The sequence below is a fragment of the Amycolatopsis albispora genome, from assembly GCF_003312875.1.
Lineage (GTDB): Bacteria > Actinomycetota > Actinomycetes > Mycobacteriales > Pseudonocardiaceae > Amycolatopsis > Amycolatopsis albispora.
The window spans coordinates 3326450-3350982 of the sequence record NZ_CP015163.1 but is presented as its reverse complement, the minus strand read 5'-3'; the positions used below and the strand labels follow the sequence as shown (position 1 = coordinate 3350982).

The following is a 24533-nucleotide window of genomic DNA, read 5'->3' as shown; positions in this document are numbered from 1 at the left end:
AGTGTTCGATTGTTGGGTATCGTTGTCTGCATGAAGCGATCCCAATTCTTTTCCCTCAGTTCTGCTGCTATCCAAGGGTTCGACGACAGCTCGGTTGTCGACGCCCTGTTCAGCGCGAAGCGGCTGAGCGCGCAGCTCGAAGCGATCGAACTGCGCGCGATCCACCGGTTGACCGAGTTGCGTGGCGACACGCGTTCGGTCGTCGACGAGGTGGCATTCGAGCTGTCTCTGTCGAGACGCGCCGCGGAGAACCTCGTCAGACTCGCTCGCGATGTCATGCACCGCTTGCCGAACGTGCTAGCGGCGATGGAGGCCGGTGCCTTGAGCCGACTTGCCGCAGAGAAGATCTCCGACGTGGTGGCACCGTTGCCGGACGACTTGGCCGGCAAGGTGGACGTTGCCCTGGTCGGCCGGATCACCGCCAAAGACGCTGGTCAGATCCGGCGCATCACCCGCGATCTCGTCCACAAGATCGACCCGGATGGTGCCGAAGCGCGAGCGAGAGCACGAAGATCGGATCGAAGGGTCGAGATTCGTCATCGTGATGACTCGATGGCGCAGCTGGCCGCAGAGTTGCCCGCCGAGGTGGCCTCGACGATCTACGCTCGAGTCAACCGCATTGCTCGGACCATGCGGTCCCGCAAGGAAAAGCGCACCATGGACCAGCTTCGTGCCGACGTGTTCGCCGAGTTGCTCCTGGGGGAGCGTACTGGTGCGCCTCGTGCCGAGGTGTTCATCCATGTGGCGGCAGACGCGGCATTGGGCATCACCGATCGGGCCGCGGAGTTGGTGGGGCATGGTCCCATCCCGGCCTCGATCGCGCGCGACATCATGAAGCAACCGAACAGCGTCTGGCGCAAGGTGATCACGGATCCCGCCAGCGGGGCTCCACTGGATGTGGGACGTTCCCGGTATCGGCCACCCGCTCACCTCGCCGACTACGTGCGAGTGCGAGACCGGGTGTGCCGGATGCCGGGCTGTCACCATCCGGCGCAGTGCGCTGACCTGGACCACAACCGAGAGCGGGTCAAGGGCGGCGACACCAGTTGCCAGAACCTCTGCGTGCTCTGCCGCTCCCATCATCGGCTCAAGGACGCGCCCGGCTGGAAGTTCGATCTCAACCGCGAAACAGGCGAGCTGACCATCACGACCCCGACGGGGCGCAGCCGTACGACGAAGCCGACTCCGCTTTTCCCGGCGAGCCCGCAACAAGCACGCGCCGCCTGATCAACGATGACGAACGGTGTTCAAATCCGTCCAGCCGCCGCCGGCGGCCAGGGCGGTCAGCACCCGATCGATGTGCTCGGCCACCACTGCCAGGTCGGCATGGAGCAGGGCCGCGCGGTCGACGTCGAGCGGTTGGTCGTCGTCCCACCAGAGCCCCACGGCGGCGCCGGTCGTCAGGAACATGGACTGCACCAGCGGCGTGAGCGTTCCGCGTTCAAGTTCATCACAGACGGCGAGCAGCTCACGGATGCGGCGGATGGCGTCGGCCGGGGTGCCGGTCCAGGAACTGTCCGGCCACACCTGATCGCTCAACTCCAGCCACAAACGCCAGCCGGCGAGCAGGTCGGCGTCGTCCCCGGGTGTCCACGAGAGCGACCAGTCCATGGTGCAACGGTGCGCCACGTGGTGCTGTTCGGTCAGCACCTCGTGCCAGAGTTCACACAGGCGGGCAGTCCGTGTGACCACCTGTTGCGGTTGATGGGTGAACGTCTGCTGTTCGGCGTTGTAACCGACATCAGGCATCTCGGCGCCGTAACACGATCGCCGCACTGCCGAGGGCCAGCGTTACGTAGAGCACGATCGCGACCGCCGCACCTGCCTGGGAAAGAACCAGCTCCGGCCCCATCCCGAACTTTCCAGACCCGGCCAACTGCTCCGGAAGGTGGGTGAGCATGACCGACGTCGTCCAGGACGCCCATTCACCTGGCAGCTTCTGGGTGACCAGTGGAGCGACGTACCAGTATGCGACGAGCGCCGAGATTGCGCCGGCAGTCGAGCGCAGGAGCGTGCCGAGGCCAAGTCCCAGCATGGCGTATACAACGGCGATTGAGCCTGCGGCCAGCATCCGCGGGGCCTCTTCGGCGAGTGTGCTCGTGTGACCGACGACGATGCGGTCACCGATCATTGCCCGGCTCAGAAAGAACGAGCCGAACTCGACGATTTGACCGACGGAGAACGCGACCGCGGCAAGCACCAGGGCCTTGCCCGCGAGCACCTTCGTCCGCTGAGGTACCGCGGTGAAGCTGGTGCGGATAAGACCGCTGGAGTGTTCGCTGGTTATTGCCAGGACACCGAGAATCGCCAGGCCGACGCCGGCCAGCCACGAGGTGAAGCCCGTCAACGGGGAGAGGATGACGGTGTCGCGGCGAGCGGGTGTGGCGTCCCAGAAGTTCACGACGGTCATGGTCATCAGAGCGACCAGGCCGAGGATGGCAGGAACGATTGTGAGGATCACGTAGGTGGAGCGAACCGATCGCAGTTTCACCCATTCCGAGCGCAGGATCCCAGTCATCCGACATCCCTCCGGTGGATCAGCACGGTGGCGACGGCCAAAAACACGACGGCCAGCCCGAGCGCGCTAGCTGGATTGGTCAGCAAGGTCGAACTGATTCGTTCACGCCACGGCTCCGGCAGGAACCCGCTGATCATCGGCAAGACGAACAACAACAGCACAAGGAGGGAAACAGCACCGGCCGTGGATCGCAGCACTGTTCCGGCACCGAGACCGATCAACGCCACCAACCCGACCGTTGTTCCGGCGCCGAGCAAACCAGGTGCTTCGCTGGCCAGATCGTGGTAGCCGGGGAAGTCACGGTCGCCGAATATCGCCTTGCTGATCAGGTGGATGGCGAAGGTTGCGCCGATGCCTGCGACGAGCGACAAGGCACTGATTGTGATTGCCTTTGCCGTGAAGACAGAAGTCCGGCGCGGTAGCACGGTGAGGGTGGTCCGGATCAGGCCGGTCGCATATTCGGCGGTGATGGTGAGTGACCCGAGAATGCCCAGGCAGAGCTGGAGAACGGGAAGCAGGGTCTCCTCGATGGAACCATCCGACAACGAACTGCGGCGTTCGATCGTCATCGAATCCCACGTCCGTCCCCACGCCCAGGCAAGGACCGCGCCGACGACCACACTGCACAACACCATGCCGAGCACGTACTGGGTCGACCGCACTGAACGGAGTTTGTGCCATTCGGCGGCCAGTGCCGCGGTCATCGCGCCGCCCGGTAGTCGACGCTGTCCGCGGTCAGCTCCAGGTACGCCTCTTCCAGCGACGCGCTGCGGGGCATGACCTCGTACACCGGGATGCTGCGTGCGGCGGCTATTTCTCCGATGCCGTCAACGCCCATTCCGTGCACAGACAGTGCTTCGTCGCTTTCCTTGACGACCTCGGCACCGGCGTTTCGGAGGGCGTCTGTCAACTCGAGAGCGCGTGGGGAGCGGACGAAAACGCCGCGCTGGAAACGTGCCTCGAGTTCACGAACGGAGGTGTCGGCGATCAGGCGTCCGCGGCCGATGACGATGAGGCGATCGGCGGTGAGGGCCATCTCGCTCATCAGGTGGCTCGACACCAGCACGGTTCGGCCGTCGGCGGCCAGCGACCGCAGCAGTTCGCGGATCCAGCGCACCCCATCGGGATCCAGGCCGTTGACCGGTTCGTCGAGCAGCAGGACGGCGGGGTCGCCGAGCAAGGTGGCGGCGAGTCCCAGCCGTTGCTTCATGCCCAGCGAGAACTTGCCGGCACGCTTCCGAGCCACGTCGCTCAGACCGACCTGTTCCAGTACTTCGCGCACCCGCGCCGGGCCGATGCCGTTTGTCAATGCGAGGGAAAGCAGGTGGTCGTAGGCGCTGCGACCACCATGAACCGCGTTCGCGTCGAGCAGGGCACCTACTTCGGACATCGGCCGCCGCAGGGTTGCGTACCGGCGGCCGCCGACGAGTGCCTCGCCGGTGTCGGGTGCGTCCAGCCCCAGCACGATTCGCATGGTGGTGGACTTCCCGGCGCCGTTCGGTCCCAGGAAACCGGTGACAGCGCCGGGCCGCACCGTGAAGGACAGGTTGTCGACCGCGGTCGCCCGGCCGTAGCGTTTGCTCAGTTCACGCACTTCGATCACGCTCGCAGGCTAGGAACGGCGGCACGGTCGCCGCTGTCCTCGAAGGTCGCTCCCGGTGTTCACCAAAGTCGTTAGCCTCACCGCATGGGCCGAGTGGTGATAGCCGTGATCGCCGTGCTGGTGGACGTGGTCTGGCTGGCGCCGGACCGGGTGGCTGGTGCGGGCTGGTGGGCAGCGCCGTTGTTCGCCGGTGCGATCGCGCTGCTTCTGCTGTGGCGCCGAGCTGTGGCGGGGTTCGCCGTGGCGGCGGTGCTGGCGTGCCTCACCGGTGGTGGCTATGCGCTCCTGTTGTGCACGAGCTATCGCGCCGGTCAGCAGGCTGGTTCGCGGCGGGACTACCTGACGGTTGGCCTGGCGGCGGCGGTCTATCTGGGTGTGCAGGTGGCGGCGGGCCCGCAGCTGGTGCCGAAGGTGGTTGTGCTGGTGGCGTCGCCGATGGTGGTCGGCCGGTACTTCGCGCAGCATCGGCAGCTCGTCGCCGCGCTCGACGAGCACAATCGCCGGCTCCGTGCCGAGCGCGACCTGCTGGCCGAGCGGGAACGGCTCACCGAACGCCTCCGAATAGCCCGGGATATGCACGATTCCCTCGGGCATCGCCTCGGGCTGTTGTCGGTGCAGGCCGCCGCGTTGGAGGTCGGTGGGGCACCAGACCGTGAGGCGGTGCGCCGCCTGGCCGGGATCGCGCGCCAGGCCACCGCCGAGCTGCACGAGCTGGTCGGTACCTTGCGCCGCCCGGGTGAGGTCGAAGGCCGTGAGCCGCGGTTGGCGGAGATCGTCGGTCTTGCTGACGAATTCCGCGCGGCGGGGATGCGGGTGGAGTTGCGCGACGAGGGTGAGGCCAGGCAAGTGGAGCCGGAGGTCGAGCAGGCGGCCTACCGCGTGGTCGAGGAAGGGCTGACCAACGCGGCCAAGCACGCACCTGGCGCCGAGGTTCAGGTGTCGTTGCGCTGGGAGGACGACGCCTTGCTGGTGAGCGTCCGCAACGAACTGTCGAGCGCAGCCGAGAACACCGGCAGGCACGGGCTGGCCGGGCTGGCGGAGCGCGTCGCGTTGGCCGGTGGGCTGGTGCACCACGAGCGGTCGGACAAGGAGTTCAGGTTGACGGCGATGCTGCCCGCCCCAGTGAAGCAGGAGGCCGAGCCGCGATCGCTGGGCCGGGTGCGCGTGGCCGCGCTGGTACTCGCCGTGGTCTCGATGGTGGCCATGGTCGGCCCGGCGAGCGCCTTTGGAGTCGCGGGATGATCCGGGTCCTGATCGCGGACGACGAGCCGCTGATCACCGCCGGTATCCGGACGGTGCTCGAATCCGACGCCGGGATCGAAGTGGTCGCCGAGGCCGCTGACGGGCGTACGGCGGTCGAACTCGCGCGGGCGCACCGAGTTGACGTCGCTGTACTCGACCTGAACATGCCCGAGCTCGACGGGTTGTCGGCCGTGCGGGAGCTGCCCGGCGTGCCCGTGGTCATCCTGACCGCTTTCGGCGTCGAACCGAATGTTCGCCGGGCGATCCGGCAGCAGGTCGCCGGGTTCGTGTTGAAGAACTGCACGCCGGACGAGCTGATCCGGGCCGTTCACGCGGCGCACGCGGGGAAGGCCTACCTCTCGCCCGAAGTGGCGCGGCTGGTGCTGGACATGGTCGGCACCGGCGACGACGGTCGCCGGGAGAGCGCGGCCGCGCGCTTGGCCGCGCTCTCCCCGCGGGAAGCGGAGGTGCTCGGGCTGCTCGCCGAAGGCCTGTCGAACGCCGACATCGGCGCCAAGGTGCACATGAGCGAGGCCACCATCAAGACCTACGTCAGCCGCATCCTGTCCAAACTGGACTGTGCGAACCGGGTGCAGGCGGCCCTACTGGCTCGCGACGGGCTCGGCTGAGCGCTCCAGGCGCCCGGTGCGGGCGTCCCAGCGTTCGAACAGCACGGTGCCGAACGGCGGGATGCTGGCGACCAGCGCGAGCACGGTGGTGCGGGCGTCCCAGCGCAGCGACTCGCGCACCAGGAGCGCGACGATCACGTAGCCGACGAAGATGACGCCGTGGATCGGGCCGAAGATCTTCACGCCGATCTCGTTGCCGACGACCACGTACTTGAAGAGCATGCCGATCAGCAGGCCGGCCCAGGACACCGCCTCGGCCAGGGCGAGCAGGCGGAACCGTCCGGCGGGACTGGTGAGCACGAAGCGCTCCCTTCGGTGGGGGATTTGTCCCCATTGTGGAGATGGCGTCGTGGCCGCCGCCGGGCGGGTCAGTTCAGTGTTGCCAGGATCATGGTGTTCCACCACGTGTCCAGCTGTTCAAGTGCGTCGGCGCTGGTCTGGCCGGGCGCGATAAGTGCACCGATGGTCAGGGTGCGGGTGTCCACCCACCACACCTGCCCGGCGCCCGCTTCGTCGAAGCAGGTGGTGAAATCGCCGGGGAGCGGGCCGCCGGTGTCCCGGTAGTACAGCGCGTAGTGCGTCTCCTGCGTGCGCGGCCGGCAGCCGCCGTGCTCGTCGTGGCGTGGGATGTTCCGGTCGGTCACCAGCTTCCGGAAGAAGGCGTCCTGGCTCGCCCGATCGGCGAACAGGTGGAAGGTGGCTTCCGCGGGCGCCGAAAATGTCGGATGCCTCTGGTTGGCTTGCGTGCAGGTGGCCGTGGACAGTGCGCCGTCGGCTTTTTCGACTACGTGGCAGGAGGGATTGCCGTGGTAGACGGCGGGAAGCAGGTCCAGGAGGTCGGCGTTCACCGTGGTGGTCGACGACGGTGGAGTGCTGGGAGAGGAGGGCGTCGACGGAGTCGACGGAGCTGAGGGGCCTGATGGCGTGGGTGCGGACGAGGTCGCACCGGCGATCGCGGTGCCGGTAACCAGGGAGCCGTCGCTTCGGAAGAGCAGGAGGGCGGACACGACCGAGGCGATGACGAGCACCGCGAGCCCGGCCGGCAGTGTCGGCCGACGGCGGGGTGAGCGAGGAGGCATGACCGGCTGATCGAGTGCGGCCTTGGCTGCGGTGGCCAAGGCGCCCGCGGTGGGGAAGCGCTGGTCCGGTTCCTTCGCCATGCCGCGGATGATCACTTCGTCGAGCGTCGGCGGAATCGACGGGTTCCACCGCGACGCGCGCGGTGGTGGTTCCTGCAGGTGCGCCCAGATCTGCGCGGCTGTGCCTTCGACGGCGAACGGACGCCGCCCGGTCAGGTTAGTGTAGAGCACGCACGCGAGCGCGTAGACGTCGGCGCGGCCGTCGACGGTGCCCTCGCCGAACCGCTCGGGCGCCATGTAGTCGAGCGTGCCGACCACCGCACCGGACGCGGTGATCGCCGTCGCCGTGGGGGACGAGCTGCGGGCGATGCCGAAGTCGGCCAGGTAGACGAAGTCACCGGGCGCGACCAGGATGTTCGACGGTTTGACGTCGCGGTGCACGAGTCCGTCGGCGTGCGCGGCGTCCAGTGCGCTCGCCACCTGCTCGACGATCCGCACAGCCCGCGCCGGCGCCAGCGGGCCCGTGTCGGTGAGTTCCTTCAGGTCCGGCCCTTCGACCAGGCGCATGTCCAGGTAGAGGCGCCCGTCGATTTCGCCGTAGGCGTGGATCGGGATGACGTGCGGTTCGCGCAGCCGCGCGACGATCCGCGATTCGCGCCGGAACCGGGCGCGGAAGCCGGGGTCGCCGCCGGCCGACGCGGACAGCCGCTTCAGCGCGACGACCCGGTCGTGGGTGGTGTCGTAGGCGCGATGCACCTCGCCCATGCCGCCGCGCCCGAGCAGTTCCTCGATGCGGTACGGCCCGAAGGTCTCACCTGGCATGCCTGATCGACGCCGGGGGCGCCCGCCGGGTTCCCGCCGCTCAGCTGGTGACGTCGGCGAAATCGACGGCGTATTCGGCCGACGGCTCGATCTCGGTGATCACGTCGACGAGCACGCCAGCCGGATCGGTCACGATGAAGTGCCGCTGGCCGAATTCCTCGCTGCGCAGCGGCTGCGCCAGGGGCAGCCCGGCCTCCTCGACCAGGTGCCGGTGCTCGGCGTCCACGTCGTCGACCTCGAAGTTCAGGATCAGCCCGGCAACCGGTCTGCGGCTGCCTTCCGGCACTGACGGGTGCGTGTGGTCGACGATGCCGAGTTCGTACGAGCCGCGACGCAGGCTGACGTACCAGCCCGAGTCGAAGGTGACTTCGAAGCCGAAGTGCTCGACGTAGAAGTCGCGGGTGGCGGCCACGGTCGCGGCGTCGGCGCAGATGACGGGGTAGAAGCTGGACAGTTTCACAACGGCTCCCTCAGATACGTACCGGCGGTCGGTATGTGAAAGATAGATACCGACCGCCGGTACGTCAACTAGGATCTTGTCCATGCCGACGAAGGCGCAGCAGCGCGAGGAGACCACCCGCAACCTCGTCGCGGTGGCACGCGAACTTTTTGCGGCGAAGGGCTACGGCCAGGTGAGCCTGGCCGAGATCGTCAACGCCGCCGGGGTGTCCAAGGGCGCGCTCTACCACTACTTCACCGGCAAGGACCAGCTCTTCCGCGCGGTGCTGGAGGAGGTGCACGCGGAGGTGGCCGCCCGGGTGGACAAAGCGGCGCCGGACGCCGATCCCTGGACGCAGCTGGTGGCGGGCTGCACCGCGTTCCTCACCGTGACCACCGAGCCGGAGATCCAGCGCATCATGCTGGTCGACGCGCCCGCGGTGCTCGGCTGGGAGACCTGGCGTGAACTCGACGCGACCGCGTCGATGCGGCACCTCGCCGAGGCGCTCACCCGGCTGATCGACGACGGTGTGCTGGTCCGGCAGCCGGTGGCCCCGCTCGCGCACCTGCTCTCCGGCGCGATGAACGAGGCCGCCGCCTGGCTGGCGGGCTCGGCCGAACCGGCCCGCGACCTCGCGGACACCGTGGCCGCGCTGACCCGGATGCTCGAATCGATGAAGGCCTGACGGCTGTTGGTGGTGTTCAGGGCGGGGAGCTGAGTGGCGTCTTGTGCTCCGGCTTGCTGCAGAGTGCGGCGAATGGCGTCAGGTGCGTGTGGACCATCGCGGGCTCGGCTTCGCTGCGGTGATCGGGTATTTGGTGCGGTGGCACTGGAATGGCGCCGGAGAGTCCTGATCGGAATGCTCGTCGGCAGGAGGACGAGCACTTCTGTCCTCATCGGACGGCGGAATGCCGAGTGCCGCGGACGTTGCCGCCCTTGGTGATCACGCGAATGGCGGTATGCGCGGCACCGTGCAAGGGGTGCTGAGCCGAACGGAGCAGTTCACCCGATGATATTCCGCTTCAACTGGCTGGACGGTTTGGCCCCGGCGAATTCGGCGACAGGGTGAATCGTCGATCCGGCCCGAATTCGACGGTATTCTTCGATGCATGGCGTCCCGGAATGTCACCAGGCTCTTCGGCATGCTGGACCGGCCCCTTGGCGAGCCCGAAGCCGTGGCGCTGGCCGAGCGGATGTACGGCGCGGACCTGATCGCGGTGGCGGTGCGCGAGCACCGCTTCGGCGTCGCTTCCCGCACCGACGACAATCCTTACCCGGCGCTGGAACTTGCTGGTCAGGCGTTCGTGGAGGTGCTGGCCGACGCCGGGTTCACGGTGAAATCGTGGGAGTCGGTCGAGTGGCTTTCCGGCGCCGAGGCGCGGCTGCGGGAGGAGGCCGACGATTTCGCTGAGTGGATGCCAGCCCCGCTCGCCGCGCCGTGAATAACACCGGTAATACGACGAATGGTGGCGGTATTTCTGCCCTGGCGTAGGATTCGGCCATGCCGGGGGAGTCCGTCGAGCAGTTGATCGCAGCCGCGCGCGCCGGCGATCAGGATGCTTTCCGCGGGCTCGTCGATCCCTTTTGTGACGAGCTGCAAGCGCATTGTTACCGCATGCTCGGCTCGGTGCACGACGCCGAGGACGCCCTGCAGGAGACCCTGGTACGGGCCTGGCGCGCGCTGCCGAAGTTCGACGCGGCCCGCGGCACGATCCGCGCCTGGTTGTACAAGATCGCCACGAACCGCTGCCTGACCACGATCGAGCGCCGTGGCCGCCGCGAGCTGCCCGCCGATCTCGGGCCCGGCGCGCCGGAGACCGAAATTGCCTGGCTGGAGCCTTATCCGGACGACCGGCTCGGGCCGGAGGCCCAGTACGCGGCCAGGGAGAACGTGGAACTCGCGTTTGTCGCGGCGTTGCAGCACCTCGGCGCCCGGCAGCGCGCGGTGCTCCTGCTGCGCGAGGTGCTGGACTTCTCCGCGAACGAGGTCGCCGAGTTGCTGGAAACCACCGTCGCCTCGGTCAACAGCGCGCTCCAGCGGGCCCGCCGGACGATCGATCCACAACGGACCAGTCAGCGGGCTGCGCTGGCCGAACTGGGCGCGGACGGCGTCCGCAAGCTCGCCGGCCAGTACGCCGACGCGTGGCAGCGCGGCGATCTTCAGGCCATTGTGGACATGCTGACCGAGGACGCCAGGTACTCCATGCCGCCGCTGACTGCCTGGTACGCCGGGCGCGCGGACATCCGGGAGTTCCTGGCGACCGGGCCGCTGCGCTGGGACTGGCGGTTCCTGCCCGCGCGGGCGAACGGCCAGCTCGCCTTCGGCACCTACCGGTGGGACGAGGAACAGGGCGTCTACCTGCCCTGCGGACTGGACCTGCTCGCCGTGCGCGGCGACCGGATCGCCGAGGTCGTCTCGTTCCTGGACGCCGACTTCAGCCGGTTCAGCCTGCCGCCGTGGCTCTAGGTCGCATCGTGGAAGACCAGGCCGAGCGTGTGCCGTCGCCCGCTGCGCACCGGGGAAACCCCGTGCCGGACCGGCGCCGCGGACCAGCCGCGCGCGGAGACCACCGGCCGGTCGCGGGTGGTGAACACCAGGCCGTGGCCCTGCGGGATGAGCGTCGACATGCCACGCGACTGCGCCCGTGGCCGCTGTTCGACCAGCAGGAACTCGCCGCCGGTGTGATCGACGCCCGGTTCGTCGAGATTGAGCACCACCTGCAGCGGGAACACCTTCTCGCCGTAGAGGTCGCGGTGCAACGCGTTCCACCCGCCGGTCTCGTAGCGCAGCAGGATCGGCGTCGGCCGGGTCTGCCCGGTGTCGTGGCAGACGCGCAGCCATTCGCCGAGGGTGTCCGGCCATTCCGCGTCCCGGCCGAGCTTGGCGTACCAGTCGCGGGCGATCGGCAGCAGCCGCGGGTACAGCGCTTCGCGCAGGGCGGCCACCGGTTCCGGGAACGGTTCGGCGAAGTAGCGGTAGTCGCCGTGGTCGCCGAATCGGTGGCGGCGCAGGTTGATCGTCGCGCGGAAGCGGTCGGTCTCGTGCCACAGCCCGGCGATCCGGCGGCACTCGGCCGGGGTGAGCAGCCGCGGCAGCAGGGCGCAGCCGAGGTCGCCCAGTTCGGCGGCCACCGCACCCCAGTCGGCGGCGGCGACACGTTTGGCGTACTTGTCCATACTTCGAAGACGCTCGCCGGACGCGGAACGTGAGATCCGAATTCCCATCGGTAGAACGTGTTACAGTTTTGCCATGATCCTCGACCGCTTCCGGCTGACCGGACGGGCCGCCGTGGTGACCGGCGCGGGCCGTGGCATCGGCGCCGCGACCGCGGTGGCGCTGGCCGAAGCCGGTGCCGACGTGGTGCTCTCCGCCCGCACCGCGGACCAGTTGCGCGAGATCGCGGCCCAGGTCGAAGCCGCGGGCCGCCGGGCAGAGGTGGTGCCCGCCGATCTCAGCGACCCGGCGGCCGCCGCCGCGCTGGCCGATGCGGCCACCGGCGCCTTCGGCAGGCTCGACATCGTGGTGAACAACGTCGGTGGCACCCTGCCTCGGCCGTTGCTGGAGACTTCGCCGCGCTTTCTCGAAGAGGCCTTCCGGTTCAACGTTTCGACCGCGCACGCGCTGACCCGCGCCGCGGCCCCGGCGATGCTGGCGGCCGGCGGCGGTGCCGTCGTCAACATCTCCTCGGCGCTGGGCCGGGTCGCCGGGCGCGGTTATCTCGCGTACGGCACCGCGAAGGCCGCGCTCGCGCACTACACGCGGCTCGCCGCGGCGGACCTCGCGCCGAAGATCCGGGTGAACGCGGTCGCCGTCGGCACGGTGCTGACCTCCGCGCTCGAGGTGGTCGCGGCCAACCCGGAACTCAAGGGGCGGATGGAGCAGGCCACCCCGCTGCGGCGGCTCGGCGAGCCGGAGGACATCGCGGCCGCGGTGCTCTACCTGACCTCGCCGGCCGGCGCCTACGTCACCGGCAAGCTGCTCGAAGTGGACGGCGGGCTGCAGGCGCCCAACCTGGACCTCGGCCTGCCGGACCTGTGAGGCTCAGGACTTCCAGTCCAGCGGGGAGCGCTCGGCCAGCGCCTGGTCGTGCTTGGTGAAGCTGGCCAGGTCGCCCCGGAGCGTGTTGTGGAAGGCCAGGATCAGGCCGTCGCGGATGAGCTTGGTCTGGACGCCGTCCACGGTGCCCTTACGCGGCCCCGCCGGAACGTGCAGTGTCGAGTCGGTGTGCACGAGCAGCAGGCCGTCGCCGAGCGGGCGGCTGCCGATCAGCCGGTACTCCAGCACGCTGCCCCGGTAGACGGTGTCGAAGATCTTCTGGTGCTCGGTGCCGATCACCTCCCGGCCGCGCTGGATGCGGCCCAGCGCGTCGACGAAGTCGGCGTCCTCGGCGAAGTGCGCGCCCCAGCCGGCGCCGTCACCCGCGTTCCACGCCCGCTGCATGCCGGAGATGATCTGTTCGACGGTCATCGGTTACCCTCACTAGATCGATGGTCCAAAACTTGGAACGACGTTCTAATTCGGAGCATACATGGCAGCGGACCTGCCGGGCATCGTCCGGCTGCGGGATCGGCGCGAAGCGCTGACCCTGCGCACGATCCTCACCGCGGCACGCGGGCTGTTCGCCGAACGCGGGTACGCGCGCACGCCGATCCGGCTGATCGCCCAGCAGGCCGGGGTCGCCCCGCAGACGATCTACGCGCACTTCGGCTCGAAGGCGGGCGTGCTCGGCGGGCTCGTCGATCTGCTCGACGACGAAGCCGGGCTGCCCGACCTGGTCGCCTCCGTCGAGGACCTGCCCGACCCGGCCGACCTGCTCGGTGTGCTGGCGAGGGCGAGCCGCCAGGTCAGGGAGCGCTGCGGGGACATCGTGGCGATCCTCAGCTCGGGCGCCGCCGTCGATCCGGACATCGCGGCGACCCAGGCCGAAGGCGCGCGCCGCAACCGGATGGGCGTCGAGATGGTGATCGAGCGCATCCGCTCGGCCGGGCACCACGTCGAGCCGCGAGCTGCCGACATCGCCGTCGCGCTGATGAGCGCGGGGGTGCACGACAGCCTGGTCGGCGAGGCGGGCTGGTCGCTCGACGACTACGAAGAGTGGCTGCGGAAGACCCTGGTCAGCGCGATCCTGGGCTGAGTTCGACACGGACGGTCAGCAGGTCCGTGCCCAGCACGCGCACCGCTGCGCTGTTCAGGCGAGGCAACGCGGCCAACCGCGCACGGGCGTCGTCGCCCGGTTCGAGGTGCGCGACGCCGTGGTACCACCGGCCCCGCAGCCGGACGCGCACCGACGGATCGGCCTGGATGTTGCGGATGTACTGCGACTTCTCGCCGAACTCCGAGACGAACCAGAACTCGTCGCCGACGCGCCGCCCGCCGATCGGGGTCCGCCGCGGCAGGCCGGACTTCCGCCCGGTCGTCTCCAGCAGCACCTGGAACGGCGACCGCCGCAGGATCGGGTTGCCGACGTGCCGCTGGAACGCGGTCACCAGCCGCTGCTTGTTCACCGGCCGGGCACCTTGATCTCGTACTGCGCCATCTTCCGGTAGATCGTCGCCCGGCTCATGCCGAGTTCGGCGGCCGCGCGCACCACGGTGGCGCCCGGCTCGGTCAGGCAGCGCACGATCTCGTCGCGTTCGAGCGCCTGCAACCGGCTCAGCCGGTGCGCGCCCGAGCTGAACAGTTCGGCGGGCAGGTGCCGCCGGTCGACCACGTCCGCGCGTGCCGCCGCGGTGCGGACCACGCGCTTGAGCTGCTTGACGTTCTCCGGCCAGTGGTACTCGGTCAGCGCCCGCGACGCGGCGGCGGTGAAGCTGATCGGCCGTCCGCGCTCGCGTTCGGCGAAGTGCCTGGCCAGCGGCAGGATGTCGGCGGGACGGTGCCGCAGCGCGGGTGCCTCGACCACGGTGTCCACCAGCGAGCCGAGCGGCCCGGGCAGCGCGCCGAAGTCCTCGGCGGTCAGCACGAACGGCTGCGGCCGTCCGCTGTCGCAGCGGACCGACGTGAACAGCTTCGCCAGCTCGCCAGCCGCCCACGCGGGCAGGGTGTCCACACCGGACACGATCACGCAGGTGTTGTCCTTCTCCAGCTCCGGCGTCCACAGCGTCAACCAGGCGTCCACGTCGTCGGGCGCCGGGTGGCGGGCGCTGAGCACGCGTTCGCGTGGCCGCGCCTGGCGGTGCGCCATCGACGCGAGCGCGGTTTTGCCCGAGCCCGGCTCACCGACCACCGCGACCACCCGGCCCGCCGCGAACGCCGTGTGCGCCTCGGCGACCGCCTCGCTCCAGAGCCGTGACACGCAGGATCCGCCGTCGGCCTGCTGGAACCGGTCGGCGTAGACGTGGAACACCTCACCGCGCGGGGTCGGCCGCATCCGGCGGCCGGCCGAGCGGGCCAGCATCAGCGCGGTGGTGTTGCCCGCGGCGGCCTGCGCCAGCGCGAGCAGCAGGTCCGACGAAGAATTCGACCACGTGGTCAGGTTGACGCTGCCAGCCAGCTCACCGGTGAGCGGGTCGAGCACCGGCACCGCCGCGCAGGTGTACCCGCGCAGCCCGGTGCAGTAGTGCTCCTCGGCACGGACCAGCGAGGGCGCGCGGTCGGCCAGCGCCAGGCCGAGCCCATTCGTGCCGGCGTTGCGCTCGGCGAAGTAGAAGCCCGGCGCCAGGTGCACCCGATCGAGTGAACGGTTGATCGAGTTGTCGTTGCACAGCCTGGCCAGCACCAGCCCGGCGCTGTCGGTGATCATCAGGCTGACCGGTTCGTTCGCCAGCGTGGCCTGCAGTCCGCTGAGCACTTCGTAACCGCATTCGTAGAGCAGGGAACCGGTGTCCACCGAACCGGTGAAGACGGGCTGGACCTCGTCCAGTGACACCCCGTAGCGCTCGCTGCGCTGCCAGGACGCCCGCAGTCGTGGCCGGTCGGGCGTGAGTTGCCGATTCTCCACTTCGACCTCCAGTGGACGCTTCGCTGCGCCGGTCCCAGCCAGGCTAACCCCTGAACCCGCCGGTCAGCGGTGCCCGCGTGTCTCAAACTGAGACAGCCGGACGCTGCCGCGGGCGCCCCGGCCTGCCTAGCGTTCCCTCGCAGAACGTGCCGAAGGCGCCACGACGCGGAGGAAACCCATGTACAGCAAGGACGGCGAGAACTACTTCATCGTCGACGCGCACATCGCGCTCTGGGACGCCCGCCCGGAGAACCAGCTCAACATCCACGGCAAGCAGTTCATCGACTGCTTCTACGACTACCACCGGAACCTGAGCCCGGAGCCGGAGCTGTGGCCGTACGAGGACTACCTCTACTACGGCGGCGAGCGGCTGATGAAGGACCTGTTCGAGGACGGGTACGTCGATCACGCCATCTTCCAGCCCGCCCGCCTCGGCGCGTTCTACAAGAACGGCTTCGGCCAGACCGAAGAAGCCTTCGCGCTGGCCAGCCAGCACCCGGACAAGCTGACCTACAACCACTGCTTCGACCCGCGCTTCGAGCAGGCCGGTCTCGAGCAGCTGCGCCGCGACGCGGACCGCTTCGGGCTCAAGGGCGTCAAGCTCTACACCGCCGAGTGGCAGGGCGATTCGCGCGGTTACAAGCTGGACGACCCGTGGAGCTACCGCTACCTGGAGGCCTGCCAGGAGCTGGGCATCCGGAACATCCACGTCCACAAGGGCCCGACCATCCGCCCGCTGGACCGCGACGCCTTCGACGTGGCCGACGTGGACAAGGTGGCCACCGACTTCACCGACCTGAACTTCGTGGTCGAGCACTGCGGCCTGCCGCGGCTGGAGGACTTCTGCTGGATCGCCACGCAGGAGCCGAACGTGCACGCCGGGCTCGCCGTGGCGATGCCGTTCATCCACACGCGGCCCCGCTACTTCGCGCAGATCATCGGCGAACTGCTGTACTGGCTCGGCGAGGACCGGATCCAGTTCTCCAGCGACTACGCGCTGTGGACGCCGCGCTGGCTGGTCGAGCGGTTCGTCGACTTCCAGATCCCGGCCGACATGACCGAGTACGCGCCGATCACCGTGGCGCAGAAGAAGAAGGTGCTCGGGCTGAACGCCGCCGCGATGTACGGCATCGAGGTACCGGCCGGCCTGGGCGCCGAGACCCCGGTGGCGGTGTGACCATGCTGGAACGCCAAGCCTGGCGGGCACTCGACGCGGTGCTCGACCCCGAACTCGACGAACCCATCACCGAGCTCGACTTCGTCCGCTCGCTCGAAGTCGACGGCGGCCGCGTGACGGTGCACCTGCGCCTGCCGACCGCGTTCTGCTCGCCGAACTTCGCCTACCTGATGGCCTCGGACGCCAAGGACGTGCTGTCCGCGCTGCCGTGGACCGAGGAGGTGGTGGTGCGCCTGGACGACCACCACGACTCGGACCTGATCAACCGCGGCCTCGCCGCCGACGCCGGTTATCGCGGCACTTTTGGTGACGAGGCCGAGGAAAGCCTCGACGAGCTGCGGTTGATCTTCCGGCGCAAGGCGCACACGGCCGCGATGGAGCGGTCGCTGACCGCGTTGATCCGGCAGGATCCCGAACTCCGGCCGCACGAAACGACCCTCGGCGACCTGCCCGCCGGGCCGGCGACGGACGCGCTGCTGCGCCGCCGCGAAGCGCTCGGGCTGAATACCGATCCGGCTGCCAAGGTGCTGGTGGACGAGCACGGAAATCCTTACCCCGCCGAGGAAACCCCGGTGCGCCTGCGGTTCGCGCGCTCGGTCCGCATCTCCATCGAGGGCAACGCGCACTTCTGCCGCGGCCTGCTGAAAACCCGCTACCCGGAAGCGAAGGCGAACGCATGATGAAGGCAGTACAGGTGGTCGGCTACGGGGAGAACCTGCGGCTGACCGAGGTGCCCGCCCCGGAGGTCACCGGCCCGTTCGACGTGGTCGTCCGGATCGGCGGCGCCGGGGTGTGCCGCACCGACATCCACATTCTCGAGGGGCAGTGGGCGGAGAAGTCCGGCGTGACGCTGCCTTACACGATCGGGCACGAGAACGCGGGCTGGGTGCACGCGGTGGGCAGCGCGGTGTCGCATGTGGCCGAAGGCGACAAGGTGATCCTGCACCCGCTGATCACCTGCGGGCTGTGCCGCGCCTGCCGGTCCGGTGACGACGTCCACTGTGCACAGTCGCGGTTCCCGGGCATCGACACGCACGGCGGTTACGCCGAATACCTCAAGACCTCCGCGCGCAGCGTCGTCCGGATCGACGACTCCCTCGAACCCGCCGACGTGGCCGCGCTCGCCGACGCCGGGCTCACCGCGTACCACGCGGCGGCGAAGGCGGCGCGCAAGCTGCGGCCGGGGGACCGGTGCGTGGTGCTCGGCGCCGGCGGGCTCGGGCACATCGGCATCCAGGTGCTCAAGGCGCTGACCGCGGCGGAACTGGTGGTCGTCGACCGCAACCCGGAGGCGGTCAAGCTGGCCGGGGCGATCGGCGCCGACCACGGGGTGGTCGCCGACGGCGGCCACGTCGACGAGGTGCTCGCGCTGACCGGCGGCGACGGTGCCGAGGTGGTGCTCGACTTCGTCGGTGAGGGCGGCGCGACGAAAGACGGCGTGCGGATGCTGCGGCGGGCGGGTGACTACCACGTTGTCGGCTACGGCGAAAATCTCGACGTCCCCACCATCGACATCATTTCCGCCGAGATCAACTTCATCGGCAACCTGGTCGGTTCCTACACCGACCTGTGCGAGCTGATGGCGCTGGCCGCGCGGGGCCTGGTCCGGCTGCACACCGCGAAGTACCCGCTCGAAGGCTTCCAGGACGCGCTCGACGACCTGGAAGCCGGGCGCATCCGGGGCCGCGCCATCCTCACCCCGTGACGCGCCGGGACTACCGCGGTTCCAGCAGCACCAGCGGGATTTCCCGGTCGGTCTTCTCCTGGTAGCCGCGGTAGTTCCGGAAGTCACCGGAGATGCGCGGCCACAGCTCGGCGCGCTCCTCGGCGGTGGCCACCCTGGCGCGCATCGGTTTCGCGGGCGCGCCCTGCAGCGCCACCTCGACTTCGGGATTGGCGCGCAGGTTCAGAAACCACGCGGGATGGTGGTCGTCTCCACCACGCGAAGCGACCACCACCAGCGTGTCGCCGTCGTGCACGGGCGCGGTCAGCATGACCGAGCGCTTCTGCCCGGACTTGCGGCCGACGGTGGTCAGTTCCAGCACGGGCATGCCCGCCGCCTGCCAGCCCACCCGGCCGCCGGTGACCTTGAGCAGGCCGCGGTGGGCCCCGTTCATCAGTTTGAGCACGACGTCGTGTGGCATGGACCGACCCTAACCCGCGGCGGGCCGTGTTACCGTGGAGGCAGCCGCACATCGCAGAGCGCTTCCCGATTCGCCTGGCAACTGACCGGCCCGGAAGCCCGCGGCTCATTCGAAGGAGTTTCACCGTCAACACCACCACAGCGGGAAATCCGCTGTTCAGTCACCCGTACGCCGACGAGGACACCAGCGGCCCCACGGCCGCCGCGACCCTCGGCGCCACCTACCAGAACCTCTTCCGCGAGCCCGGCGCCCGCGACCTGCCGAAGCAGCGCACCAAGCAGGAGGCCGGATGACCGCCACCCTCGAGCGGCCGCGGGCCGAACCGATGCTCGACGGCGAGCAGAGCGGCACCGAGAACTTCCTGGTCAAGCTGTTCGCCGTGGTACCGCTGCTGGCACTGGCCGCGGCCGTGCCGATCGCCTGGGGCTGGGGCCTCGGCTGGACCGATCTCGGCCTGGCGCTGGGCTTCTACCTGCTCACCGCGCTCGGCGTGACGGTCGGTTACCACCGGTACTTCACCCACGGCGCGTTCAAGGCCAACCGCGGCCTGCGGATCGCGCTCGCGGTGGCGGGCAGCATGGCCATGCAGGGCCCGGTGATCGGCTGGGTCGCCGACCACCGCCGCCATCACGCCTACGCCGACCGCGAGGGCGACCCGCATTCGCCGTGGCGCTACGGCACCTCGGCCGGTGCGCTGGCCAAGGGCTTCTGGCACGCCCACATGGGCTGGCTGTTCGACCGGGAGAAGACCAACGCCAAGCGGTTCGCGCCCGATCTGCTCGCCGACCGCGACCTGGCCAGGATCGATCGGCTGTTCCCGGTGCTGACCGTGGTGACACTGCTCTCACCGGCGTTGCTCGGCGGCCTGCTCACCATGTCCTGGTGGGGTGCGCTGACCGCGTTCTTCTGGGCCGGGCTGGTCCGGGTCGCGGTGCTGCACCACGTCACCTGGTCGGTCAACTCGCTGTGTCACCTGATCGGGGACAGGCCGTTCGCTGCCCGTGACAAGTCGGCCAACTTCTGGCCGCTCGCCCTCGCTTCGATGGGGGAGTCGTGGCACAACTCGCACCACGCCGACCCCACCGGTGCCCGGCACGGCGTCCGGCGCGGTCAGGTCGACATTTCCGCCCGGCTGATCTGGATGTTCGAGAAGCTGGGCTGGGCCACCGACGTGCGCTGGCCCAGGCCCGAGCGTCTCGCGCGCAAGCTCAACCCGCGCTAGCGGGCCAGCAGGGCACGCAACTCCTTGATCACCACGCCGGGATCCTCCTCGGCCATGAAGTGGCCGCAGGAGACGGTCCGGTGCTCGAGGTCCGGCGCCCAGGCCCGCCAGCGGGCGGCGGCGTCGAACCCGAGCGCGGCACCCCAGTCCTGCTGCAACACGCTCACCGGCATCCGCAGCTGCCGACCGGCCCGCCGGTCGGCTTCGTCGTGTTCGACGTCGATGCCGGCCGAGGCCCGGTAGTCCGCCACGATCGACGGCACCGCCTCGCGGCTCGCCTTCAGGTACGCCGCGCGGACCTCGGCCGGGATGGCCGCCGGGTCGTTGGTCCACAGGTCGAGGAAATGGCCGAAGAAGGCGTCCGCGGAATTGCCGATCAGCTGCTCGGGCAGACCGGGCGGCTGCGCCATCAGGTACAGGTGGAAGCCGACGGCCGCCGAGGTGCCGTGCATGACGTCCCACATGTCCGGCGTCGGCAGCACGTCCAGCGACGCCAGGTGCGTGACCACCTCCGGGTGGTCGAGCCCGGCACGGATGGCGACCAGCGCGCCCCGGTCGTGCCCGGCCAGCGCGAACCGCTCGTGGCCGAGCGCGCGGGCCAGCGCGACCACGTCGGCGGCCATCGTGCGCTTCGAGTAGTCGCCGTCCGGCTTGTCGCTGTCGCCGTAGCCGCGCAGGTCGGGGCAGATGACCGTGTGGTCGGCGGCCAGGTCGGCGGCCACGTGCCGCCACATCAGGTGCGTCTGGGGAAAGCCGTGCAGGAGCACGATCGGGTCGCCGGAGCCGCCGACGGCGGTGTGCAGCGCGACGCCGTCGGCGACGGTCACGCGCTCGGTGGTGAAGGAAGGGATCATGCGCTCGATCGTGGGCGCTTCCGATCAGCGGCCGATCAGCGCCGGATCAGCACGGTTAGGTTGTGGGCATGGTGGTGTTCCGCGTGCTGGGCCCGCTGACGGCCGAGAACGCGGCGGGGCCCGTCCGGCTGGGCGGCCCGCGGCACCAGGCCGTGCTCGCGCGGCTGCTGGTGGCGAGGGGCCGAGTCGTGCCGGTGACCTGGCTGATCGACGATCTCTGGGGCGGCGACCCGCCGGACGGCGCACTCGGCTCGGTGCAGACCTTCGTCGGTGTGCTGCGGAAGGCGCTGGAGCCGGACCGCCCGCCGCGCACGCCGTCCCGGCTGCTGGTGACCGAGTCGTCCGGATACGCCCTGCGTGCCGAGCCCGATGCCGTGGACGCGTGGCGCTTCGAAGCGGCCGTCGCCGAATCCGCCCGCCTGCTGGCCGGGGGAGAGGCCGAGCGCGCGCGGGTGGTGCTCGACGACGCGCTCGCGCTCTGGCGCGGGCCCGCGTATGTCGAATTCGCCGACGAGGACTGGGCGAGGGCCGAAGCCGACCGGCTGACCGAACTGCGGCTGCTCGCCGTCGAACGCCGTGCCGAAGCGGCGATCGCCGCGGGGCAGGCCGCCGAATCGGTGCCCGACCTGCGGGCGCACGTCGCCGGGCACCCGCTGCGCGAGGACGGCTGGCGGCTGCTCGCGCTGGCGCTGTACCGGTCCGGGCGGCAGGGTGACGCGCTCGCCACGCTGCGCCGGGCCCGCGAAGTGCTGCGGACGGAACTGGGCGTCGATCCAGGCGCCGAGCTGCGGCAGCTGGAGGCGGACGTGCTCGCGCAGGAACCGCGGCTCAGCGCACCGGCACCGCCGCCGGTCGATGAGCCGTTCGTCGGCCGGGAGGACGAGCTGGCCGACCTGATCAAGGCCGCGGTGGCCACCGCGTCGGCGGGACGGCCGGGGCTGGTGTTGCTTTCGGGCGCGGCCGGGGCGGGCAAAACCGCGCTGGCCAGGGCGTTGACGCGGCGGCTGGGCGCGATGGGCTGGGCCACGGCGTGGGGTGGCGGTGTCGAACTTCCGGCGGTGCCGGGGGACGACCTCGCCGTCGCCCGCTTCCGCCGCCAGCGCGCGATGGAGGAGTACCTGGCGAAGCTCGGCGGGCGGGGTCCGGTGGTGCTGGTTTTCGACGACCTGCACTGGGCCGACGAGGAAGCGCTCGCGTTGCTGACCGGGTTGGCCACCGATCCCGGCGCCGGGCCGGTCCTGCTGGTTGGCACCTACCGGTCGACCGAGATCTCCGCCGGGCTGGCCGCCGCGCTCGGCCGCGCGGCCAGAGCCGAACCGGTGCGGGTCTATCTCGGCGGGCTGACCGAGCCGCAGGTCGCCGAGCTGGTCGTCGCCGTCGGTCACCGCGAACCCACGCGTGAAGCCGTCCGGGTGATCCATCGGCGCAGCGGGGGAAATCCGTTCTTCGTCCGTGAACTCGCCCGGTTGTGGGCGGCCGAGGGCGAGGCCGGGCTGCACGCGGTGCCCGCCGGGGTGCGTGAGGTGATCCGGCACCGGCTGGCCGGGCCCGCCGGGACAACGCAGCTGCGGCAGGCCGCGGTGCTCGGCCGGGAGGTCGAACTCGACCTGCTGATCGCGCTGGCCGGGGACGAGGACGCGGTGCTGGCGGCGGTCGAAGCGGCAGTGGCCGCGGGATTCCTGGTCGAGGCCGGTGCCGACTTTGTCCACTTCGGACACGACCTGGTGCGGGAGACGCTCTACGAGGACATCTCGCTGGCGCGCCGGGCACGCTGGCACACCGCGGCGGCCGAGCTGATCGAGCAGCGGCGGCCCGATGACGTGGCCGCGATCGCGCACCACTACCTGCGGGCGGGCAGCGCGGCCACCGCGGGCCGCGCGGCGCACTACGCGCGGGCCGCGGCCGAAGCCGCCGAACAGCGCTCGGCGCCGCACGAAGCGGCCCGGCTGTGGCGGGAGGTCGTGGTGCGCTCGGACGGCCGTGCCCGGCTGGAAGCGACGATGGGGCTGGTGCGGGCGCTGGCGGTGACCGGTGATCTGGTGCGGGCGCGGCAGCTGCGCGCGGAAGCGGTCGCCGAAGCGGAGGCCTTCGGAGATCCTTTGCTGACCGCGCGGGTGATCGGTTCCTTCGACGTGCCCGCGATCTGGACGGCCAACGACGACGAGGCACACTCGGACCGGCTCGTCGCGGCCGCCGAACGCGCGCTGGCGGGACTGTCCGGCCGGGACGCCGAACGTGCCCGCCTGCTGACCACCATCGCGATGGAACGGCGCGCGGACACCGGTGGCCGGGGCGGCGAGGCAGCGGCGGAGGCCGTGCGCCTCGCGCGCGGGCTTCGTGATCCCGCGCTGCTTGCCTTGGCGCTCAACGGACTTTTCCTGCAAACCTTCCACCGGGCCGGGCTCGCCCCGGACCGCGCGCGCGTCGGCGCCGAACTTGTGGCGCTGTCCGGGGAAAGCGGCGGGCTGGTGACCTTCGAGGTGCTCGGTCACCTGATCCAGCTGCAGTCGGCGGCCGCACTGTCCGATCTGGACACCGCCGACGAGCACGCCGCGGCGGCCGACCGGCTCGCCGAGCGTTATGAGCTGCCACTGGTCGGCGTGTTCACCGAGTGGTACGCCGCGCTGCGGCTGGCCATCACCGGACAGCACACGGCCGCCGCGGCGGCCTACCGGGAGGCCGCCGCACGCCTCGGCGGCACCGGGATGTCCGGGCTGGAGCCGGGAATCCTGGCGTTCGCCCTGCTGGGCGTGGACCCGGACACCACGGGGGACTTCGGTCCGTATGAGCCGTGGGCGCGTCCTGGAGAGTCCATTCCGGACTCACCGCGGGATCTGCTGTTCGAGGCCCGCACCTGCCTGCACGCCCGGCACGCGATCCAAAATGGACAGACGTCGGTGATGGAACGCCTGTACGCCGAACTGCTGCCCGCCGCCGGCGAACTGGCCGGCGCGGGAAGCGGCCTGCTCACCTTCGGCCCGGTCGCCCGCTACCTTGGCGACCTCGCCACCGCACTGGGCCGCCCCGCCGACGCCGCCACCCACTACCGCCAGGCCGATGCCCTCAGCCGTCTCGGAAGGCGGCGATGACGGCTTCCGTGCACTCTTGGGCCACTTCGTGGTCCGGGGTGAGGACGTTGCCGGTGATGGTGATCGGCGGGTCCAGTGGCAGCGACCGCACGCGCGTCGAGCCGGTGGCGGCGACGTCGGTGGCGGGGAGCAGCGCCCAGCTCCGCGGATCCGAGCCGACTTCGACGATGGTGTCCGGCACGCTGCCCGCCGGCCGGCCGAACTCCACCGCACTGCCCAGCGCGGCGGTGACCACCTCGCACAGGGGCGGGTCGGATGGCGCCCGCAGCACGTGATCGGCCAGTTCCGCGACGGTCACGCTCTCGCGCCCGGCCGCCGGGTGGTGCCGGGAAACCACGGCGTGCAACGGTTCCGTCCACACCGGCAGCACGCGCACCCCCGGCGCGGAAACCGGGCCGCGCACCAGCGCCAGGTCCAGCTCACCCCGCCGCAGCGCGTGGACGCGGTCGGTCACCGGCAGGTCGACGAGCACCAGTTCGAACTCCGGGTTCTGCGCCCGCAGCGCGTCGATCCCGCGTTCCAGCCGCGCGGTGAGACCGGCCGCCGTGCCGACGCGGAACAGACCACCGCGCTCGTGCGCGGCCGCGCGCACCCGTTCCGCCGCGGCGAGCGTTTCGCGTGCGGCGGCGAGCACCCGGCGTCCGGCGTCGGTGAGGCGGACCGTGCGCGGGGTGCGGTCCAGCAGCCGGGTGCCGAGTTCCCGCTCCAGCCGGGCGACCTGCTGGCTGACCGCGGGCTGCACGATGTTCAGCCGCTCGGCCGCCCGCCCGAAGT

28 protein-coding genes are annotated in these 24533 nt (G+C 70.3%); 14 read left to right on the top strand and 14 right to left on the bottom strand.

Features of this window, described 5'->3' with window-relative positions; genetic code table 11:
• Positions 1 to 30 precede the first annotated feature (30 nt).
• The gene (locus A4R43_RS15555) at positions 31 to 1227 is read left to right on the top strand and encodes an HNH endonuclease signature motif containing protein (RefSeq protein WP_113692981.1); all 1197 of its coding nucleotides are present in this window, start codon (positions 31 to 33) and stop codon (positions 1225 to 1227) included.
• Here the strand turns inward: A4R43_RS15555 and A4R43_RS15550 are convergent, their stop codons facing one another.
• From A4R43_RS15550 to A4R43_RS15535, 4 genes are read right to left on the bottom strand one after another with little or no spacing between them, the layout of a single operon-like run.
• The gene (locus tag A4R43_RS15550) at positions 1228 to 1749 is read right to left on the bottom strand and encodes a hypothetical protein (RefSeq protein WP_335645158.1); all 522 of its coding nucleotides are present in this window, start codon (positions 1747 to 1749) and stop codon (positions 1228 to 1230) included.
• Positions 1742 to 2518 carry an ABC transporter permease gene (locus A4R43_RS15545; protein ID WP_113692980.1) on the bottom strand — a complete coding sequence of 259 codons (777 nt, stop codon included), beginning with the start codon at positions 2516 to 2518 and terminating at the stop codon, positions 1742 to 1744. Before A4R43_RS15545 ends, A4R43_RS15550 begins: the two co-directional genes overlap by 8 nt.
• On the bottom strand, positions 2515 to 3222 hold the full coding sequence (locus tag A4R43_RS15540) for an ABC transporter permease (protein ID WP_113692979.1): 708 nt from the start codon (positions 3220 to 3222) through the stop codon (positions 2515 to 2517). The genes A4R43_RS15545 and A4R43_RS15540 overlap by 4 nt, the downstream gene beginning before the upstream one ends.
• Positions 3219 to 4121: an ABC transporter ATP-binding protein gene (locus tag A4R43_RS15535; RefSeq protein ID WP_113692978.1), complete on the bottom strand. Its 903-nt coding sequence runs from the start codon at positions 4119 to 4121 to the stop codon at positions 3219 to 3221. Before A4R43_RS15535 ends, A4R43_RS15540 begins: the two co-directional genes overlap by 4 nt.
• 84 nt (positions 4122 to 4205) lie before the next feature.
• Here A4R43_RS15535 and A4R43_RS15530 point away from each other — a divergent pair, with 84 nt between their 5' ends.
• Together A4R43_RS15530 and A4R43_RS15525 are read left to right on the top strand one after the other, a co-directional pair.
• Positions 4206 to 5363, top strand: a complete 1158-nt coding sequence (locus A4R43_RS15530; protein ID WP_162788486.1) for a sensor histidine kinase — start codon at positions 4206 to 4208, stop codon at positions 5361 to 5363.
• Positions 5360 to 5992, top strand: coding sequence for a response regulator transcription factor (locus A4R43_RS15525; RefSeq protein ID WP_113692976.1), 633 nt, complete (start codon positions 5360 to 5362; stop codon positions 5990 to 5992). The genes A4R43_RS15530 and A4R43_RS15525 overlap by 4 nt, the downstream gene beginning before the upstream one ends.
• Here A4R43_RS15525 and A4R43_RS15520 read toward each other — a convergent pair.
• The 3 genes from A4R43_RS15520 to A4R43_RS15510 form a co-directional block, all read right to left on the bottom strand.
• A complete protein-coding gene (locus A4R43_RS15520) occupies positions 5966 to 6292 on the bottom strand; it encodes a DUF3817 domain-containing protein (RefSeq protein WP_113692975.1) in 327 nt (108 codons plus the stop codon). The two genes, A4R43_RS15525 and A4R43_RS15520, sit on opposite strands and share 27 nt — an antisense overlap.
• Positions 6293 to 6360: 68 nt before the next feature.
• On the bottom strand, positions 6361 to 7893 hold the full coding sequence (locus A4R43_RS15515) for a serine/threonine-protein kinase (protein WP_113692974.1): 1533 nt from the start codon (positions 7891 to 7893) through the stop codon (positions 6361 to 6363).
• 40 nt (positions 7894 to 7933) lie between these two features.
• Positions 7934 to 8353 carry a VOC family protein gene (locus A4R43_RS15510; RefSeq protein WP_113692973.1) on the bottom strand — a complete coding sequence of 140 codons (420 nt, stop codon included), beginning with the start codon at positions 8351 to 8353 and terminating at the stop codon, positions 7934 to 7936.
• Between the two features lie 82 nt (positions 8354 to 8435).
• Here A4R43_RS15510 and A4R43_RS15505 point away from each other — a divergent pair, with 82 nt between their 5' ends.
• The 3 genes from A4R43_RS15505 (at position 8436) to A4R43_RS15495 (ending at position 10799) form a co-directional block, all read left to right on the top strand.
• A complete protein-coding gene (locus tag A4R43_RS15505; protein WP_113692972.1) occupies positions 8436 to 9017 on the top strand; it encodes a TetR/AcrR family transcriptional regulator in 582 nt (193 codons plus the stop codon).
• Positions 9018 to 9441: 424 nt separating this feature from the next.
• Positions 9442 to 9774, top strand: coding sequence for a hypothetical protein (locus tag A4R43_RS15500; protein WP_113692971.1), 333 nt, complete (start codon positions 9442 to 9444; stop codon positions 9772 to 9774).
• Positions 9775 to 9833: 59 nt separating this feature from the next.
• Positions 9834 to 10799, top strand: a complete 966-nt coding sequence (locus A4R43_RS15495; protein ID WP_113692970.1) for a sigma-70 family RNA polymerase sigma factor — start codon at positions 9834 to 9836, stop codon at positions 10797 to 10799.
• Here A4R43_RS15495 and A4R43_RS15490 read toward each other — a convergent pair.
• Positions 10796 to 11509, bottom strand: coding sequence for a 2OG-Fe(II) oxygenase (locus A4R43_RS15490; protein ID WP_113692969.1), 714 nt, complete (start codon positions 11507 to 11509; stop codon positions 10796 to 10798). The two genes, A4R43_RS15495 and A4R43_RS15490, sit on opposite strands and share 4 nt — an antisense overlap.
• A gap of 73 nt (positions 11510 to 11582) precedes the next feature.
• Here A4R43_RS15490 and A4R43_RS15485 point away from each other — a divergent pair, with 73 nt between their 5' ends.
• Positions 11583 to 12371 carry an SDR family oxidoreductase gene (locus A4R43_RS15485; RefSeq protein WP_113692968.1) on the top strand — a complete coding sequence of 263 codons (789 nt, stop codon included), beginning with the start codon at positions 11583 to 11585 and terminating at the stop codon, positions 12369 to 12371.
• A gap of 3 nt (positions 12372 to 12374) precedes the next feature.
• On the opposite strand, the gene A4R43_RS15480 is transcribed toward A4R43_RS15485, so the two are convergent.
• On the bottom strand, positions 12375 to 12800 hold the full coding sequence (locus A4R43_RS15480) for an SgcJ/EcaC family oxidoreductase (RefSeq protein WP_113692967.1): 426 nt from the start codon (positions 12798 to 12800) through the stop codon (positions 12375 to 12377).
• A 61-nt stretch (positions 12801 to 12861) separates the two neighbouring features.
• Between A4R43_RS15480 and A4R43_RS15475 the strand changes: the two genes are divergently transcribed.
• On the top strand, positions 12862 to 13467 hold the full coding sequence (locus tag A4R43_RS15475; RefSeq protein WP_113692966.1) for a TetR/AcrR family transcriptional regulator: 606 nt from the start codon (positions 12862 to 12864) through the stop codon (positions 13465 to 13467).
• Here A4R43_RS15475 and A4R43_RS15470 read toward each other — a convergent pair.
• Positions 13448 to 13837, bottom strand: coding sequence for a nitroreductase/quinone reductase family protein (locus A4R43_RS15470; protein WP_205215347.1), 390 nt, complete (start codon positions 13835 to 13837; stop codon positions 13448 to 13450). The genes A4R43_RS15475 and A4R43_RS15470 overlap by 20 nt on opposite strands.
• The gene (locus A4R43_RS15465; RefSeq protein ID WP_113692965.1) at positions 13834 to 15273 is read right to left on the bottom strand and encodes an AAA-type ATPase lid domain-containing protein; all 1440 of its coding nucleotides are present in this window, start codon (positions 15271 to 15273) and stop codon (positions 13834 to 13836) included. The genes A4R43_RS15470 and A4R43_RS15465 overlap by 4 nt, the downstream gene beginning before the upstream one ends.
• A gap of 178 nt (positions 15274 to 15451) precedes the next feature.
• Between A4R43_RS15465 and A4R43_RS15460 the strand changes: the two genes are divergently transcribed.
• The 3 genes from A4R43_RS15460 to A4R43_RS15450 are packed head-to-tail and all read left to right on the top strand — an operon-like array spanning position 15452 to position 18155.
• Entirely contained in the window at positions 15452 to 16450 is a 999-nt protein-coding gene (locus tag A4R43_RS15460; protein WP_113692964.1) for an amidohydrolase family protein, read from the top strand.
• Positions 16451 to 16452: 2 nt separating this feature from the next.
• On the top strand, positions 16453 to 17130 hold the full coding sequence (locus tag A4R43_RS15455; protein WP_113692963.1) for an iron-sulfur cluster assembly protein: 678 nt from the start codon (positions 16453 to 16455) through the stop codon (positions 17128 to 17130).
• Positions 17130 to 18155 carry an NAD(P)-dependent alcohol dehydrogenase gene (locus A4R43_RS15450; protein ID WP_113692962.1) on the top strand — a complete coding sequence of 342 codons (1026 nt, stop codon included), beginning with the start codon at positions 17130 to 17132 and terminating at the stop codon, positions 18153 to 18155. Before A4R43_RS15455 ends, A4R43_RS15450 begins: the two co-directional genes overlap by 1 nt.
• A gap of 10 nt (positions 18156 to 18165) precedes the next feature.
• On the opposite strand, the gene A4R43_RS15445 is transcribed toward A4R43_RS15450, so the two are convergent.
• On the bottom strand, positions 18166 to 18594 hold the full coding sequence (locus tag A4R43_RS15445) for a nitroreductase/quinone reductase family protein (RefSeq protein WP_113692961.1): 429 nt from the start codon (positions 18592 to 18594) through the stop codon (positions 18166 to 18168).
• On the opposite strand from A4R43_RS15445, the gene A4R43_RS15440 reads away from it, so the two are divergent.
• The gene (locus A4R43_RS15440; RefSeq protein WP_162788485.1) at positions 18588 to 18887 is read left to right on the top strand and encodes a hypothetical protein; all 300 of its coding nucleotides are present in this window, start codon (positions 18588 to 18590) and stop codon (positions 18885 to 18887) included. The genes A4R43_RS15445 and A4R43_RS15440 overlap by 7 nt on opposite strands.
• The gene (locus A4R43_RS15435) at positions 18884 to 19816 is read left to right on the top strand and encodes an acyl-CoA desaturase (protein ID WP_236809030.1); all 933 of its coding nucleotides are present in this window, start codon (positions 18884 to 18886) and stop codon (positions 19814 to 19816) included. The genes A4R43_RS15440 and A4R43_RS15435 overlap by 4 nt, the downstream gene beginning before the upstream one ends.
• Here the strand turns inward: A4R43_RS15435 and A4R43_RS15430 are convergent.
• Positions 19813 to 20670 carry an alpha/beta fold hydrolase gene (locus tag A4R43_RS15430; protein WP_113692959.1) on the bottom strand — a complete coding sequence of 286 codons (858 nt, stop codon included), beginning with the start codon at positions 20668 to 20670 and terminating at the stop codon, positions 19813 to 19815. The genes A4R43_RS15435 and A4R43_RS15430 overlap by 4 nt on opposite strands.
• A 68-nt stretch (positions 20671 to 20738) precedes the next feature.
• Here A4R43_RS15430 and A4R43_RS15425 point away from each other — a divergent pair, with 68 nt between their 5' ends.
• Entirely contained in the window at positions 20739 to 23759 is a 3021-nt protein-coding gene (locus tag A4R43_RS15425; RefSeq protein WP_113697622.1) for an AfsR/SARP family transcriptional regulator, read from the top strand.
• Here A4R43_RS15425 and A4R43_RS15420 read toward each other — a convergent pair.
• Entirely contained in the window at positions 23734 to 24501 is a 768-nt protein-coding gene (locus tag A4R43_RS15420; protein ID WP_236809029.1) for a LysR family transcriptional regulator, read from the bottom strand. The two genes, A4R43_RS15425 and A4R43_RS15420, sit on opposite strands and share 26 nt — an antisense overlap.
• Positions 24502 to 24533: the final 32 nt, after the last annotated feature.